The sequence below is a fragment of the Pseudolactococcus yaeyamensis genome (assembly GCF_054658615.1).
Genome location: NZ_BAAGGP010000068.1, coordinates 1 through 16,706 on the forward strand (window position 1 = coordinate 1; position 16,706 = coordinate 16,706).

15 protein-coding genes are annotated in these 16,706 nt (G+C 39.9%); 12 read left to right on the forward strand and 3 right to left on the reverse strand.

Features of this window, described 5'->3' with window-relative positions:
* The first annotated feature begins 369 nt into the window (after positions 1 to 369).
* A complete protein-coding gene (locus ACYQ21_RS11555; RefSeq protein WP_460058576.1) occupies positions 370 to 1,293 on the forward strand; it encodes a hypothetical protein in 924 nt (307 codons plus the stop codon).
* Between the two features lie 46 nt (positions 1,294 to 1,339).
* On the opposite strand, the gene ACYQ21_RS11560 is transcribed toward ACYQ21_RS11555, so the two are convergent.
* Positions 1,340 to 1,726, reverse strand: coding sequence for a hypothetical protein (locus ACYQ21_RS11560; protein WP_460058577.1), 387 nt, complete (start codon positions 1,724 to 1,726; stop codon positions 1,340 to 1,342).
* 5 nt (positions 1,727 to 1,731) lie between these two features.
* Positions 1,732 to 2,451 carry a hypothetical protein gene (locus ACYQ21_RS11565; RefSeq protein WP_460058578.1) on the reverse strand — a complete coding sequence of 240 codons (720 nt, stop codon included), beginning with the start codon at positions 2,449 to 2,451 and terminating at the stop codon, positions 1,732 to 1,734.
* A 235-nt stretch (positions 2,452 to 2,686) separates the two neighbouring features.
* On the opposite strand from ACYQ21_RS11565, the gene cdaA reads away from it, so the two are divergent.
* From cdaA to ACYQ21_RS11590, 5 genes are all read left to right on the forward strand, one after another.
* On the forward strand, positions 2,687 to 3,574 hold the full coding sequence (gene cdaA / locus ACYQ21_RS11570) for a diadenylate cyclase CdaA (protein WP_460058579.1): 888 nt from the start codon (positions 2,687 to 2,689) through the stop codon (positions 3,572 to 3,574).
* Complete coding sequence (locus ACYQ21_RS11575; protein ID WP_460058580.1) at positions 3,564 to 4,523, forward strand: CdaR family protein; 960 nt, start codon at positions 3,564 to 3,566, stop codon at positions 4,521 to 4,523. The genes cdaA and ACYQ21_RS11575 overlap by 11 nt, the downstream gene beginning before the upstream one ends.
* A 73-nt stretch (positions 4,524 to 4,596) precedes the next feature.
* Complete coding sequence (glmM, locus tag ACYQ21_RS11580; protein ID WP_460058581.1) at positions 4,597 to 5,952, forward strand: phosphoglucosamine mutase; 1,356 nt, start codon at positions 4,597 to 4,599, stop codon at positions 5,950 to 5,952.
* 379 nt (positions 5,953 to 6,331) lie between these two features.
* Positions 6,332 to 7,678, forward strand: a complete 1,347-nt coding sequence (locus ACYQ21_RS11585; RefSeq protein ID WP_460058582.1) for a glucose-6-phosphate isomerase — start codon at positions 6,332 to 6,334, stop codon at positions 7,676 to 7,678.
* Between the two features lie 124 nt (positions 7,679 to 7,802).
* The gene (locus ACYQ21_RS11590) at positions 7,803 to 8,282 is read left to right on the forward strand and encodes a thiol peroxidase (protein WP_460058583.1); all 480 of its coding nucleotides are present in this window, start codon (positions 7,803 to 7,805) and stop codon (positions 8,280 to 8,282) included.
* Between the two features lie 37 nt (positions 8,283 to 8,319).
* On the opposite strand, the gene ACYQ21_RS11595 is transcribed toward ACYQ21_RS11590, so the two are convergent.
* The gene (locus ACYQ21_RS11595) at positions 8,320 to 9,516 is read right to left on the reverse strand and encodes a cation diffusion facilitator family transporter (RefSeq protein ID WP_460058584.1); all 1,197 of its coding nucleotides are present in this window, start codon (positions 9,514 to 9,516) and stop codon (positions 8,320 to 8,322) included.
* A 143-nt stretch (positions 9,517 to 9,659) separates the two neighbouring features.
* Here ACYQ21_RS11595 and ACYQ21_RS11600 point away from each other — a divergent pair, with 143 nt between their 5' ends.
* The 6 genes from ACYQ21_RS11600 to ACYQ21_RS11625 all read left to right on the forward strand — a co-directional run bounded on the left by ACYQ21_RS11600 (position 9,660) and on the right by ACYQ21_RS11625 (position 16,582).
* Positions 9,660 to 11,366, forward strand: a complete 1,707-nt coding sequence (locus tag ACYQ21_RS11600; RefSeq protein ID WP_460058585.1) for an ABC transporter ATP-binding protein — start codon at positions 9,660 to 9,662, stop codon at positions 11,364 to 11,366.
* A complete protein-coding gene (locus ACYQ21_RS11605) occupies positions 11,366 to 13,270 on the forward strand; it encodes an ABC transporter ATP-binding protein (protein ID WP_460058586.1) in 1,905 nt (634 codons plus the stop codon). Before ACYQ21_RS11600 ends, ACYQ21_RS11605 begins: the two co-directional genes overlap by 1 nt.
* 135 nt (positions 13,271 to 13,405) lie before the next feature.
* The gene (locus tag ACYQ21_RS11610) at positions 13,406 to 14,674 is read left to right on the forward strand and encodes a UDP-N-acetylglucosamine 1-carboxyvinyltransferase (protein WP_460058587.1); all 1,269 of its coding nucleotides are present in this window, start codon (positions 13,406 to 13,408) and stop codon (positions 14,672 to 14,674) included.
* A 98-nt stretch (positions 14,675 to 14,772) separates the two neighbouring features.
* Positions 14,773 to 15,015, forward strand: coding sequence for a type B 50S ribosomal protein L31 (locus ACYQ21_RS11615; protein ID WP_460058588.1), 243 nt, complete (start codon positions 14,773 to 14,775; stop codon positions 15,013 to 15,015).
* A 273-nt stretch (positions 15,016 to 15,288) separates the two neighbouring features.
* The gene (locus ACYQ21_RS11620) at positions 15,289 to 15,828 is read left to right on the forward strand and encodes a YiiX/YebB-like N1pC/P60 family cysteine hydrolase (RefSeq protein WP_460058589.1); all 540 of its coding nucleotides are present in this window, start codon (positions 15,289 to 15,291) and stop codon (positions 15,826 to 15,828) included.
* A complete protein-coding gene (locus ACYQ21_RS11625; protein WP_460058590.1) occupies positions 15,818 to 16,582 on the forward strand; it encodes a DUF1803 domain-containing protein in 765 nt (254 codons plus the stop codon). Before ACYQ21_RS11620 ends, ACYQ21_RS11625 begins: the two co-directional genes overlap by 11 nt.
* The last annotated feature ends 124 nt before the right edge of the window (positions 16,583 to 16,706 follow it).

A 16,706-nucleotide genomic window follows, 5' to 3' on the forward strand; every position in this document is an offset into this window, starting at 1 on the left:
ATGTCTGACTTTATCGCCGTCACGATAACCTTCAACGATTGTCACGTATTGTGTGCCTTCACGATTTTTAGTTACTTTTACAAATGCCATATTTATATTATATCAAAACCAACCGTCTACAACAAGTATGAAGTTGCAAAAAACTATCATATCCCTTGATATAATAGCTTTTGGGGGTGTATTTTTTAGTTTTAACTGTCAAACTCGGGGCTAAACGCGTAGGAAAATAACACATCAAACATCGTTCATGGCTGAATGATGTTTTTGTTTGGCATCAAATCGTAGATGGTTATCCTTTATCAGTGGTCTAGAGTTATGTTATAATGAGAGAAGAAAGCGCTCGCAAAAGCAATGGGTTAGGAGATAAAAATGTTTGTCTATATTTGTTGTGCGGGAGGGATGTCATCTAGTCTGTTTTGTATCAGAATGGTAACAGTACTAGAAACAGCCTATCCTGGCTTAAAAGTAACAGCTACGCATTTAGACACTGTCATGGCGAAAGAGACGACCTATCGAGAAAAGTATGATTTGCTATTAGTCTATGGTGGAGTTGATGTCATCAGTCCAGAGAATGCTTTCGAGCTTAATCAATTGATTGACGTTATCTTGATTGCGCCGCAAGTGGCATATCTATTGCCTTTGAAACAAGCGATATTAAAGGACTATCCGATCATCATCAAATTAATTGACAAGAAAATTTTTGGGACAATGGCTGGTGTTGAGGCAGCGAGGGATTTATTAGATGAGTTGGTCACCTTGGATTTGGCACGGTCTTATTTGTCAGCGACCCTACTTGAGACCAAAAATGTTGATAAAAATATTGAGCTTTTGTGCAATGGTTTGGATAGAGATGGCGATTTTGTCAAACAAATGGTTGCCTCGTTTGAACAGCTGGGATTGAGAGTTGTCACAGAAAAATATAGTTTAGAAAATCTCTATCAGTTTCAACCTAAGCGTGACTACGATATCAGGCTTTTGTTTGGTTACAATCATATGTTGGTAGCGGCAGATATGGCGAAATTGTCTCGGCGGATAGATGGCTTGATTTATCTGGAAAGTCCTTTGGAAAATCCTAAAATAACGTGGTTTCAAGACTATCAAATTCCCTTGTTTAAGCTTGAACGAGATAACAATTATCGGCAAACCTTTGATTTTTCTCAACTTCAAGATTTTCTAGTGGGAGTCGCTGATCGTTCAGAAGCGAGCAGTGAGACTTACCTTGCTAAATTTGAGGCAGTACCAGCTGAAAAAGAAAGACACCATTTTTTAGGCATTTTGTCATGGGAGAGTTGAGATAAATGTAAACAGCAAAACATCGTCCGAAATTTGGATAATGTTTTTATTTTGAAGTTCTATTAATTTGACTAGCTTGATAGAGTAAAATGAAAATTAGTAGAGAAAGAGCAAACTGTATCCAAAAACCATACAAGTAAACATTGAAAAAATGTGTGCCGAGATAATCCCAATTAAGATAACTTAGGATAAATTGGAGATAGGTACCAATCAAGAAACCAAGTGCTAATTTTCGATAGCTTTTAGATGTGGTATGACTAAGTATGACAGTAAAGATAGCTAATGAGATTAAGCAGAGTGAGGCGGGGTTAGCCGCAAGAATCGCAAGATAATTAACAGACTCCAGTTGAAATGTTTCGGGATTGGGTTTCAAAGTTGCAGGTAAAAAGAGAGAGAAGAAAGTTAGAAGAGATAAAATAATTATTTTTTTCATCAATTTTATGCCCATGCTTGATTTGCTAAACTAACAGCCCAACTAGAACTACCGTGAATTAAATTAACAGAATAAACAGCCCCACCTGATGATAAATTATTGCTTTTAACGTACTGATGATTTACTGATCTACTCCATGAACTTGCAGTTCCTAAATTAAAACTTGTTTCTTGATTATCAAGAAGTCCATTACTATAAACTCTTAAAGATGAACTTCTGACAGCGACTTGATTGTCGTGAATTTTATAGATACCTGAAGTTTTTGTTACTTTTGCATCAATACCACTTTTTGTCCAATAGACTTTAGTGCTGATCTCAACGCTACCTGTTGAATCCCATCGTGATGTGGCATATTCAAAATCTTGTGCGGAAACCTTTAAACCAAAAATATACCCTAAACTCAATTTTAAAAAATTATCTTCTTCTTCGATTACTGTTGATTCTGAAAGATCCGTTGTATACTCTGTGACACTCTCAATCTCATCACCATGTTTAGAAATAATCTGACTGTCTACAATAAGTGGTGCTTCAAGCTGACTACCGTCTGCTCCAGTTAATGTAACGCCTTCTTCATCAATATACTTGATATGGTCATTAGTATCAGCTAGAACTGTATCTGCAGATTTTGGAATTGTAAGTTCATCTGCATTTGCAGTTTTTGTTATGAAACTAGTGGAGATTAAGGCTGAGAAGAGTGTAAGTGAAATAGCAAGTTTTTTTGACATTTGATGGCCTCAAATAAATATTTTTGTAAGTTAATTATAGCAACACTGAAACAAAGTAGACTTACTAAAATCTAAAGTTGAGTATTGAAAAAAGTTATTGCATAAGGTTATATAAAAAAAATTTTATAATAACTTATGTTGGGCATTGATTTGAAATAGCACAGTGACCTTAAAAATTTAAGCCAAATCATCCCTTTTTCCTGATAAAAGAAGTCAAAAATGGTAAAATGAAACCATGAATGATTTTAATCAGATTTTTAACCTGCAGTCTTGGCAGGAAATAATTCAGCTAAATCTAACACCGTGGCGACTTTTTATCGCCATCGTCGATATCAGTTTGATTACCTTTTTGATTTATAGCGCCTTGCGAAGTGTGCAGGGGACGAAATTGATGACATTGGTTCGCGGTGTCCTCTTGTTTATCATGCTCAAAATCATCAGTGGTTGGCTGGGTCTAGGCACATTTGAGTGGCTCTTGAACCAAGTCATTACCTATGGTGTGATAGCTGCCGTTATCGTCTTTCAGCCAGAAATTCGTCGTGGTCTGGAAAGTCTCGGGCGCACCACGAATATTTTCAGTTTCAGCCTATCAGATGGCAAACAAAAACAGTCAAACTATATTAAAGCCTATGAGAAATCATTTGACTACATGAGTGAGCGCAGAATCGGTGCCCTCATTGTCATCGAACAGTCTCAAACGCTAGAAGAATACACCTCAACGGGCATTAAACTGGATGCAGATATCTCGTCTGAGTTACTCATCAATATTTTTATTCCTAATACTCCCCTGCATGATGGTGCAGTCATCATTCAAGAGGATAAGATTGCGGTAACGTCAGCCTACTTACCTCTGACCGAAAATGGCAATATTTCTAAAGAATTTGGAACTCGCCACCGTGCGGGGATAGGGATATCTGAAGTCTCAGATGCCATTACCCTGATTGTTTCGGAAGAAACAGGTGCTATGTCAATTACCAAAAATGGAGAATTTTACACAGATCTTTCTAAAAGTGAATTCCATGATTTTTTGATTAAAAATTTAGAGAATACTAGCAAAATGAATAAGCAAAACAAACTCTTGAAGAAACTGAAGACAAAGAGGGGGCAAGGAAATGAAAAATAAAGACTTCGTGTCCTCAAAATTTATCTATATTCTGGTCAGTCTCTTCTTTGCTATTGTCCTATTTTTCAATGCCAATGCTGTCTTATTGAAAAATTCTAGTAATCGCACCAATGCATCAGAGACACATTCAACAACGCTATATGATGTGCCAATTGAGCTGAAATATAATCAGGATAAATATTTCGTCTCGGGCTTTGATGGTAGCGCCAATGTCTATCTGACTTCATACAATTTAGTACGACTTAATGCTGAAAAAACACCAGATACGCGCAGTTTCCATTTGGCTGTTGACTTAACTAAAGTCAAAGAAGGGACAGTCGAAGTCCCTGTTAGAGTGGTTGAATTAGCAACAGGCGTCAATGCCCAAGTCGATCCAGGCAACATTTCAGTGACGGTGGAGAAAAAAGCAGAAAAGACTTTTAATATTACACCTGTCGTCTCACTTAAATTATTGCCAGAAGGCTATCAAGTGAAAAATATCAGCATTGACAAGAATACAGTTAAGGTAACATCTGGTGCCTCTGTCATCACACAGATTGATAAAGTGCAAGCCATTTTACCGAGTGATGTGATTTTGGACAATGATTACACTGGCAAAGTATACCTACAAGCCATTGACAAGGCAGGTAAAGTGTTACCAGCGAAATTATCCCCAACGTCTGTCAATATGAAAGTGGCTGTTGAACTGCCTAACAAAGATGTCCCGATAGTGGGCAAAATAACAGGTAAAAAAGATAGTGCTTTTGCGAATTACAACTTCAAATTATCTAAAGAGACTGCAAATATTTCGGGTGAGCAGAAGTTCATTGATGATGTGTCAAGTATTACAGCCAATATTGATGTGACGAATATTACTAAAGAAACAACACTCAAGGTACCACTTTCACAAGATAATGTGACGGTTTCACCTAATGTGATTGATGTGACGGTGACACCCGTTAAAAAATAAGTTATAATGGTGATAAAATTAAAAGTGAGTTATACTAGATAACCCATAAAAAATTTGGAAATGAGACAAGAACATGGGTAAATATTTTGGAACTGATGGCGTGCGTGGTGAGGCAAATGTTGAATTGACACCAGAGATGGCCTTTAAACTTGGACGTTTCGGCGGCTATGTCCTCTCGCAACACGAAAATGGCACACCAAAAGTTTACGTTGCGCGTGATACGCGGATTTCGGGTCAAATGTTAGGGACATCGTTGATTTCAGGACTTTTGAGCGTTGGGATTGAAGTCTATGACCTTGGTATCATTGCGACACCAGGTGTAGCTTATCTTGTAAAAAAAGATGGCGTATCTGCGGGTGTCATGATTTCTGCTAGCCACAATCCTGCCTTGGATAATGGTATCAAATTCTTTGGCGCAGATGGCTTTAAGTTAGAAGATAGTCAAGAACTCGAAATTGAAGCCTTGTTAGATGCTGAACGTGACACTTTGCCACGCCCTTCAGCACAAGGCCTTGGTATCTTACATGATTATTCTGAAGCCGTTCGGAAATACGATGAATTTTTGAAAAATACTGCAGAAGGCAGTTTTGACGGTTTTAAAATCACGCTTGATACAGCCAATGGTGCGACTTTTACTAGCGCTCGTACAGTTTTTAGTGACCTTGCTGCTGACCTCAATGTCATTGGTGAAACACCTGACGGTCTGAACATCAATCTAGGCGTCGGCTCAACTCACCCAGAGAATCTGGCGAAAGCAGTTGTTGAAAATGATTCAGATTTAGGTTTGGCTTTTGACGGCGACGGTGACCGCTTGATTGCTGTTGATGAGACAGGGGCGATTGTTGATGGTGATAAGATTATGTTCATCGTTGCTAATCACTTGCATGAGAAGGGCTTATTAGCTCAGGACACAGTCGTGACGACTGTGATGTCTAATCTCGGTTTCCATAAAGCCTTGGAAGCAGCAGGGATTAACAGTGTGATTACAGCTGTTGGTGACCGTTATGTCGTTGAAGAAATGAAGAAAAACGGTCATAATTTTGGTGGTGAGCAGTCAGGTCACATCATTTACCTTGATAATAATACAACAGGTGATGGTCAAGCCTCAGCGATTTTACTTGTAAAAGTTATGCGTGAAACCGGAAAAAAACTATCAGAATTGGCAGCGCAAGTCACAATTTATCCTCAAAAATTAGTTAATGTTCGTGTTGAAAATAGCATGAAATCTAAAGCAATGGAAGTGCCTGCGATTGCGGATATCATTGCTAAAATGACAGAAAAAATGGCAGATAATGGCCGTATTCTTGTTCGTCCTAGTGGGACAGAACCTTTATTACGTGTGATGGCAGAAGCGCCAACTGATAAAGAAGTAGATGAATATGTTGATACGATTGTTGCAGTTGTTCGTGAAGAAATTGGAATTGACTAACCAAGACATCACCTATAAAATTGAAAATCAGAACCTTTTATGAGTTTTTTTGTTGCTAAAGCGGATACTTGTAAATGAACGCAGTATCTTTGAAAAATAAGTCACAAATCCTTGAAAAAATCGCTAAAAAGCGGTAAAATGAATCAAATTGTTTTTTTAGTGAAAACGATAATAGTTCGCTAAAAAATCAACTTGACGCATGAGCGTTAAGAGAAACGTGTGTTCCCACACCAATTCATTAAAGCATGATACTGAAAGCGATGCGACGTAGTCGCAAACTTTTGTAGAAAATTAGGGATTTGTGGTTCTGCGCTTGCGCAGGTTCAGAAATTATCTATTTTCCTAAGAAGTTAGCCTGAAGTTCAAATAAGGAGAAAACATGTCACACATTAAATTTGATTACAAAACAGCTCTACCATTCGTTGCGCAGCACGAATTTGACTACTTACAACCAGCAGTAACAGCTTTTGATGCAGCTTTACGCGATGGTTCAGGTCAAGGTTCGGATTTCACTGGCTGGATTGATCTACCTAAAGATTATGACAAAGCAGAATTTGATCGTATCTTGGCATCGGCTGAAAAAATCAAATCTGACAGTGATGTTTTAATCGTCATTGGTATTGGTGGTTCATACCTTGGTGCAAAAGCAGCGATTGACTTTTTGAACAGTTCATTTGTCAACTTAGAATCTAAAGAAAAGCGCCAAGCACCACAAATTTTGTACGCTGGTAACTCAATTTCTTCAACTTATTTGTCACAATTAGTTGACTATGTCGGTGACAAAGACTTCTCTGTCAATGTCATCTCAAAATCAGGGACAACGACAGAACCCGCTATCGCTTTCCGTGTTTTCAAAGAACTTTTAGTTAAAAAATATGGCCAAGCAGAAGCTAGCAAACGGATTTACGCCACAACTGATAAAGCGAAAGGTGCGGTTAAAGTCCAAGCTGATGCTGAAGGTTGGGAATCATTTGTTGTACCAGATGCTGTTGGTGGCCGTTTTACAGTCTTGACCCCCGTAGGTCTCTTGCCAATCGCAGCAAGCGGTGCAGATATTCAAGCTTTGATGGATGGTGCAGCGGCGGCTCGCGAAGCATACAGCACAGCAGACTTGAAAGTCAATGAAGCCTACCAATACGCTGTCTTGCGTAATATTCTTTTCCGTAAAGGTAAAACAATTGAAATTTTGGCTAACTACGATCCGTCACTTCAATACTTCAGCGAATGGTGGAAGCAATTAGCCGGCGAATCAGAAGGTAAAGACTTCAAAGGCATCTATCCAACATCAGCTAACTTCTCAACAGACTTGCACTCAATCGGTCAATCTATCCAAGAAGGTAGCCGTAACCTCTTTGAAACAGTAATTAAAATTGAAGAACCAACATTGAACATCAATATTCCAGCAGAAGCAGAAGATTTAGATGGTCTTGGCTATCTTGAAGGAAAAGATGTTGACTTCGTTAATACAAAAGCCTTCCAAGGTGTGTTGCTTGCCCACACAGACGGTGGGGTGCCTAACTCAGTCATCACAATCAAAAAACAAGATGAGTTTACACTGGGTTACCTCATCTACTTCTTTGAAATCGCGATTGGTCTTTCTGGCTACCTCAATGGTGTCAATCCATTTGACCAACCAGGGGTTGAAGCCTATAAGAAAAATATGTTTGCCTTGCTTGGTAAACCAGGCTTTGAAGCACTTGGTGCTGAATTAAATGCTCGTCTCTAAAGATAGTTGTTCAAGTATAAAATCAGAAAAGATTTTGTGCTTGAATAAATATGTAAGTCGTTTGAGTGTAGACTCAGACGATTTTTTATTATAATGAAATCAAAGAGAATAAAGGAGTGAACAAATGATTATTACAAGAAATGGTGAAACATTTTCAGAGATTATCCCACTGACAATAGGTCAGGCACCTGATTTCAGCCTAAAAGACCAGCACGACAATATCGTGACTTTGTCAAAACTGGCAAGTCCGATTATTGTCAGTGTTTTTCCAGATATCAATACGAGTGTCTGCTCGGTTCAAACGCGTCGCTTCAATCAAGAGGCAGCAGCCCACAAAGACATTGCTTTTTTATCTATTTCCAATAATACGCAAGAAGAACAAGCCAACTGGTGTGCAGCGGAAGGCGTGGAGATGACGATTTTATCTGATGTCCAAAATGAATTTGGTCAACTCTATGGTATCGTGATGACTGAGGTCAACCTTTTAGCCCGTAGTGTCTTTGTCATCAAAGGCGAACAAATCATTTATGCAGAAATTTTGGCTGAGATAACTGATGAGCCAGATTATGAAAAAGCGTTACAAGTTGTGGGTGCAGCAATCTAATATAAAAAAGTGAGCCATTTCCGCTCACTTTTTTATTTTAAGCTATCAAGGTCAACTGGCGTGCCTCGCAGTACCAGTTTGTCTGTCTGCGCCAGATGCTAGTGACAGCGAAAAACTGTCCATTTTCAAAATAATGATAGGTGATGACAAATGTTTTTTTTGAAATACGGTCTGGCTTGAAACCAGCGATAGCAAGGTGTTCATGCTGTTCTAAAAGCTTCTGAGCTTTATCAATTTCGACACCATCTGCTCGGATTTCTGTGAAGTGTTCAGAGAGTAGTTTGGCATCTGTGCCATTCAGGATTTTTTCTTCTAAGGCTAGAATGATCAATGCCAGACTAGCATCTCTTTCCTCGTCAGGCAATATCGCTGGCTCGACATGCACATCCACATCAAAGACATCGTAATCTTGTTTTAGAGCTTTTTCAATCACTTCCGTTGCCTCATGACTTTCGAACACGGAAAGATCAGGCGACATTTCGACGACGACGTCGAGGAAAATGTTACTGCCATAAGTCCTTCCTCGGATAAATTTAACGGCCATGACTTTAGGTAACTGGGCAATGGCGGTCGTGTAGGTATCGATTTTTGAGTCATCGAAACCGTCGGAGAGGCTGAAAACCGCCTCAGCAAAAATGTCGTAGGCTGTTTTGAAGATAAAGATGGTGATGATGGTTGCCATCAGTCGGTCAATGATTATCAAATTAAAACTAGCGGCGAAAATCGCGATAGAGGTGGCGATAGAAGATACGGCATCGGACAAGTTATCTTTTGCTGCACTCATCAGACCTGAACTTTTAGATCTGATTGCGAGATTGCGATTATAAAAGTAGATCACTAACATGACAACAGCTGAGAAGATACCGACGATAGAGCCAAATAGATCAACAGGCGTATGTTCGTTATTAATAATAGCGGTAATCGTATCTTTCAAGACGAAGAAGCCAACGACGAACATGATAAAACTGGTGATGAGAGAGGCGACTGACTCAACTTTCCAGTGGCCGTAGGTATGGTCATCGTCCGCTGGCCGCCGAGCGATTTTCAGCCCAATCAGAACGGCGATATTCCCCATGATATCTGTGATATTATTAAAACCGTCTGCTCGCAAACTTTCGGAATGCGTTGTGTTGGCAATGACGAGTTTTAGGATAGAAAGGACGACATAGGCCCAAATACTGATGAGGGCGCCACGTTCAGCCAATTTCAAATCTTGATAGCGTGTATTTTTCATCCTCTTATTATAACAGATTTTGGACGCTTAAGACAGAAAAATTTCCTAGAATATGTTAGAATGAAAAGGATACTGTGGGTGTCTCTGCAAAAGATTATTTTTGATGGAGATGCCTGATACTGAAAGTCAGAAAGGAAAAATACATGCTTATTAAAGCCATTAAACAATACAAGTTTTGGGCGCTAGGCTCACTTGCTATGGTCATTTTGGTCGTTGGTACCACGCTTTGGCAACCACAAATTTTAACAAAAGTTCTCGAGGCTGTTTCCAACAATGATAAAGAGAAAATTACAGATTACGGGGTTCAGCTGATTATTATCGCAGGGATTGGCTTGCTCGCAGGTGTGGTGAATACGATTTTTGCAGCTAAGATTGCTCAAGGTGTCTCAGCAGACTTGCGGGAACAGACTTTTAGAAAAATTCAAAGCTTTTCTTATGCCAATATTGAGAAATTTAATGCTGGCAACCTTGTTGTCCGTATGACCAATGATGTCAACCAGGTCATGAACTTGATTATGATTTTATTTCAAATCTTGCTTCGTGTCCCGCTTTTATTTGTCGGGTCGTTCATTTTAGCCATTCAAACTTTGCCTAAATTATGGTGGATTATCGTCCTTTTAGTTGTCGTCATTGTCCTGATTACAGGTATTTCTATGGGTAGCATGGGCAAACATTTTGGCGCTTTCCAAACCTTGATGGATAGACTTAACGGCATTGCCAAGGAAAACCTTCGCGGTACACGTGTCGTGAAATCTTTCGTCCAAGAAAAAGAACAAGCCACTAAATTCGATAGTAATTCAGACGAATTGCTTGGGCATAATTTGGTTGTCAGCTATATTTTTTCTGCTATGATACCAGCCTTTACCTTTGCGGCTTACTTGGCTATTTTTGGGGCGATTTGGTTTGTCTCAACTTATGTTCAAAAAGAGCCTAAAGACTTAGCCGGTATCGCCTCATTTATGACTTACATGATGCAAATCATGTTTGCCATTATTATGGGCGGTATGATGTCGATGATGGCATCACGTGCTTTTATCTCACTCAAACGGATTGGCGAAGTCATTAACACCGAACCAGCTATGAGTTTTAAAGATGTCCCTGATCAAGAACTCACAGGTGACCTTGAGTTCGACCATGTAACTTTTACTTATCCAACCGATGATGCGCCGACCTTAGAAGATGTGTCCTTTATCATTAAGGCAGGAGAATCAGTCGGTGTCGTTGGGGCGACAGGCGCAGGGAAATCAACGCTTGCCCAACTTATTCCGCGACTGTTTGATCCAACAGAAGGTGTTATTAAAATCGGTGGTCAAGATTTACGTGACTTAAACCGAAAAACGGTACGTGAGACTGTCTCAATCGTCTTGCAACGCGCGATGCTCTTCTCGGGCACGATTGCTCAAAACTTGAAACATGGTAAAGCTGATGCCACCGTTGACGATATGAAACGTGCCAGTGCCATCTCGCAAGCTCGTGAGTTCATCGAAAAAATGGCAGATGTCTTTGAGAGTCCGGTTGAAGAACGTGGGACTAACTTCTCTGGTGGTCAAAAACAACGGATGTCCATTGCCCGAGGTGTCATTGGGGAGCCTAAGATTTTAATCCTAGATGACTCAACCTCAGCACTAGATGCCAAATCTGAAAAATTAGTCCAAGAAGCTTTGGCGGGCGAACTGCCAAATACCACTAAAATTATCATTGCTCAAAAAATTTCATCAGTTGTCCATGCCGATAAGATTCTTGTTTTGGATGCCGGTAAACTCATTGGTGTCGGAAAGCATAAAGAACTTGTCGAAAACAATGCGACTTACCGTGAAATCTATGAAACACAGAAAGGAAGTGATGATTAATGAAAGAATATAGTAAAGCGATTAAGTTTTTCTGGAACTATTTCAAGAAATTCAAAGTCTCATTTGTCATCATCACACTAACGATTATTATCGCCACCTATTTACAGGTGAAAGTACCTGTCTTTATTGGCGACGCCCTGACACAGCTCGCCGAATGGGTCACAGCATATTTTAAACACCAAGGTGCTGAAAAAATTGTCGCATCCTTTAACGGTCATGTTCCGACAGAGTTGCCACAAGCTATGATTGGCGAATTAACTAAAAATGGGATGCCAACGGATGTGACAGCCTTGGTTGACTTAGCCAAAGATACGCCTGAAAAAACAGTCTTTTTCAGCATCATGTGGAAATTACTCATGTCCTATATTTTCATGACCATTGCCATGCTGATGTATCAAGTCCTCTTTGGTCGGATTGTTTCTCATGCAACAAGCTCTATGCGTAAAGGTTTATTTGGTAAACTTGAGCGCTTGACGATTTCATTTTTTGACCGCCATCAAGATGGTGATATCCTCAGCCGTTTCACCTCGGACTTGGATAATATCCAAAACTCACTCAACCAGTCACTGGCACAAGTTGCGACACAGCTTGCCATGTTTATCGGCGTTTTGATTATGATGTTCCGTCAAAATGTCTCGCTTGCATGGGTAACCATTGCCTCAACACCAGTTGCCATTTTACTGGTCGTGATAATTATTCGTCAGGCTAAGAAATATATTGATTTGCAACAAGATGAAGTCGGTAAACTCAATGCTTATATGGATGAGAAAATTTCAGGACAAAAAGTGATCATCGTTGAAGGACTAGAACAAGATGCTATTGACGGCTTCGTTAAACAAAATGACAAAGTCCGTCAAGCGACTTTTAAAGGTCAAGTTTATTCAGGGATGTTGATGCCTGTTATGACTGGCATGAGCTTTGTCAATCTGGCAATCGTCATTTTTGCTGGCTCAATGATTGCCCTTAATGATAAATCAATGTCAACTGCTGCTGCGCTAGGGGTGGTTGTCATGTTTGTGCAGTATTCACAACAATATTACCAGCCCGTCATGCAAATTTCGTCATCATTTTCACAACTTCAAATGGCTGTGACGGGCGCACGTCGCTTACAAGAAATGTTTGATGAACCAGAAGAAGTTCGCCATGAAAATGGTATCATTTTCGACGAGATTAAAGATGAAGTCCAGATTGATCACATTGACTTTAGCTATTTGCCAGAGAAACCCATCCTCAAAGATGTCAGCATCAACGTCAAAAAAGGTCAAATGGTCGCCGTTGTTGGCCCGACAGGTTCAGGTAAAACGACCATCATGAACTTGATGAACCGTTTTTATGATGTGGACAATGGTAGCATCAAATTTGACGGCGTTGACATCCGCGATATGGACTTGGACTCACTACGCCGTGGCGTTGGGATTGTACTGCAAGACTCAGTCTTGTTCAGCGGGACGATTAAGGATAATATCAAGTTTGGTTTTGATGCAACGGATGAAGAAATCATCACAGCAGCGAAAACAACGCATATCCATGAGTTTATTGATAGTCTCCCTGATAAATATGAGACCATTGTTGATGATGACGAAAACGTCTTTTCAACTGGACAGAAACAGCAGATTTCGATTGCTCGGACGATTTTGCCTCATCCAAAACTTTTGATTTTGGATGAGGCAACATCAAACGTTGATACCGTAACTGAGCAACAAATCCAGTGGGCGATGGAAGCAGCGATTGCTGGTCGGACATCGTTTGTTATCGCCCATCGTCTGAAAACAATTCTCAATGCCGACAAGATTGTCGTGCTAAAAGATGGCGTTGTCATTGAAGAAGGCAGTCACCAAGAACTCTTGCATGTGCCAAACGGTTTCTATGCAGAACTCTATCATAATCAATTTGTCTTTGAATAAGTCGGAAAATAGATTTGAAAAGTAGGAAAACATTTCCTATTTTTTTGTTGCCTCATCGGGATGATAAATTTGCTTTTTTGTGGTAAAATAGACAAGCATGAATTTGAATTTTAAGAATTGGATTTTAAAAATAATATGAGAAAAATAGTAATTAATGGTGGTAAACGCGTTTCAGGCGAAGTGACGATTTCTGGTGCTAAAAATTCAGTCGTTGCCTTGATTCCTGCAACCATTTTGGCGGATGATGTGGTAACATTAGAGGGTGTGCCAGATATTTCAGATGTGGCGAGTCTGATTGAGATTTTAGAAATTATGGGTGCTAAGATTGAGCGCGATATTGAAGAAGGGATTGTTGTTATTGATCCGCGTGGTGTTGAATCAAAGCCCCTACCTTATGGTAAGATTAATTCTTTGCGTGCCTCATATTACTTTAACGGCTCTTTGTTAGGCAAATTCGGGGAGGCAACGGTCGGTTTGCCGGGTGGCTGTGATTTAGGACCGCGCCCAATTGACCTCCATATCAAGGCGTTTGAGGCTCTGGGTGCGCGCATGACCTTTAAGGAAAATGCCATGCACTTGACGACTGATGGTGCGACTTTACACGCTGCGACGATTTTCATGGATATGGTTTCAGTCGGTGCGACGATTAATACCATGCTGGCTGCTGTTAAGGCTGAAGGTCGCACGATTATTGAAAATGCGGCGCGTGAACCTGAAATTATTGATGTTGCGACCTTGCTTAATAACATGGGGGCAAAAGTCCGTGGTGCAGGGACAGATGTTATCCGGATTGATGGCGTTCAAAAATTGGGCGGTGCGCGTCATACGGTCATTCCTGACCGAATTGAAGCGGGGACTTATTTGAGTCTTGCGGCAGCTTTTGGCGATGGTGTTATCGTCAATAACGTGATTTATGAACATCTGGAGTCTTTCATTGCGAAACTTGAAGAAATGGGCGTTCAGATGATTATTCGCGATGATTCGATAGAAGTTTTGAAATCAGAAAATCTTAGATCTGTCAGCATTAAAACCGTGCCTTATCCAGGGTTTGCGACCGACTTGCAGCAGCCAATTACCCCCCTTCTTTTGATGACCAATGGTCGTGGTAAAGTTATTGATACTATCTATGAAAAAAGGATTAACCATGCAGCAGAGTTGGCACGTATGGGGGCAAATATTGTTGCCAATAACGGGGAAATTACCTACCATGCCCCAAATGATTTACATGGCGCAGAAGTTATGGCGACAGACTTACGTGCAGGTGCAGCTTTAGTCAATGCCGGTGTGATGGCAGACGGCGAGACTAAAATCTCAAATGTTGAGTTTATTTTACGTGGCTATGATAATATCATTGAGAAAATGACCTCACTTGGTGTCGACATTAAATTAGTCGATGAAAATTGATTTTTAGACTTGAAAATAGTCACTAACTTTGATAAAATAGACAAGTATTGATTACTTTGGACTGGCAAACAGCCCAAGGCAGAAAGGAAATATCGAACATGAAAGCAGACATCCATCCTAATTATGGACCAGTAGTATTTATGGATACGTCAACAGGCTATAAATTCTTGAGCGGTTCTACAAAAAACTCAAAAGAAACTGTTGAATGGGAAGATGGCAACACATACCCATTAATCCGTGTGGAAACCTCATCAGATTCACATCCATTCTACACTGGTAAAGCTAAATTCACACAAGCCGATGGCCGTGTGGATCGTTTCAACAAGAAATATGGCTTGTAAGCCATATTTCTCTGCGACGAGCGTAAGCGAGAAAGCAAGAAATACGGTTTATAAGAAAGTACGCGAAAGCGTGCTTTTTTTAACCGTATTTTTTGCGACCGAGCTATGCGAGGAAGCAAGAATTAAAGGCGCAAGCCTTCTCTGCTCCGAGCGTAAGTGAGAAAACAAGTTTTACGATTTATAAGAAAGTACACGAGAGCGTGCTTTCTTATATGTGTTTTTTATATTTGGAAAAGACAACAAAATTGAAAAAAATTTGGTATAATGAAAAGCATGACCTTAAGACTAAAATCAGCTGACCTTCTGTTTGTCAAAACAATTTCAAATGATGGAGATGGATTTGCTGTTGCTATTTCTGAGTCTACCGGTGCTTATAGCCATGTTGCCATTGCTACCAGTGAAACGACCATCATCCATGCAACCCCTAAACAGGGTGTCACAGAGGAAAGTCTAGCAGATTTTTTATCAGAGCATCCGCAAGTTGACAGCTTTAGATTGCCTGATATTGATGCGCATGCCGTGATACTTGAAGCCAGAAAACATCTAGGCAAGCCGTATAATCACAGCTTTTATCCAGATACAGCTGGGTTTTACTGCTCGCAGTTGGTCGTTGCGGCTTTCGCCAATCAGGTCAAACTACCAGAATCGGTCATGTCTTTTGCTGACGGAGAAAATCTTATCTCAGACTATTGGCAAGCCTATTTTGATAAGCTCGGACTAGCTGTACCGTTGAACAAGTTGGGGAGTAACCCAGAAGAATTAGCGACATTTTCAGCTTTAGAATACATAGGAACGCATTCGGATGCAAATTAAGATTTTCAATCATAATCGCTTAACCCAGCGACCATTTTTTCAAAACTTAATCAATTTTTTGGCCAATCACGATGATGTAACTCTACGCAAAATCAAGGCAGTCTTTGGAGCTGAACAAAATTTAGAGCGTCAGATTGAAGATTTTGTCCAAGCAGGCCTTATTTTACGTGTTGATAAACGTTATGCCAATCAATTTCAAGTGTTTACTGATGCTGACTTTGACTTGACTTTGCCTACAACAGAACCGCAACAGCTAAGTTTTGATCAACCCTTTTTTGTGGCAGAAGGATCGGCGCTGATTTCAAAAATTCAAGCCTCACAAATCCAACAAACTTTAACTTATCAGACAAATGGTATTGACTTGCATTTGTCGTCTGATTTTGGACGGACAGCTAATAATTTAGCCAATTATTTTTATCATGTGGAAAAGCGTGTAGTTTTGACCCCCTTTGAGCAACAAATCTTTAAACTTATCGGAGATGTTGACTTGGATTATGCGCTTAAATATATGACGATATTTTTACTAAAATTTGCTAAAAAAGATGTGGTGAAGCAAAAACGACCGGATATTTTTGTTAAAACACTTGAAGCCTACGACTATATTGTCAAAGTAGATGAAGAAAGCTATCGTTTTAATCTGACATTTGAAGACCGTGAGTTTCCCCACATTATTTTGAATGATGCACAGGAGTTCATTGCCGCTCAGATTCGGCAATGTGAGACAGTGCCAAGTTTTGTTAAATTAGGAGTATAGTGTGAAAAACAATATAAAGTCCCCCCTTAAAAAGAGCGCAGAAAACCAGCTCTCAATTTAAGGGCGAAAAATCTTTAGGTATCCCTCATTTCCCTGCTTTTTTTAAACTCTTCAGGAAGAATAC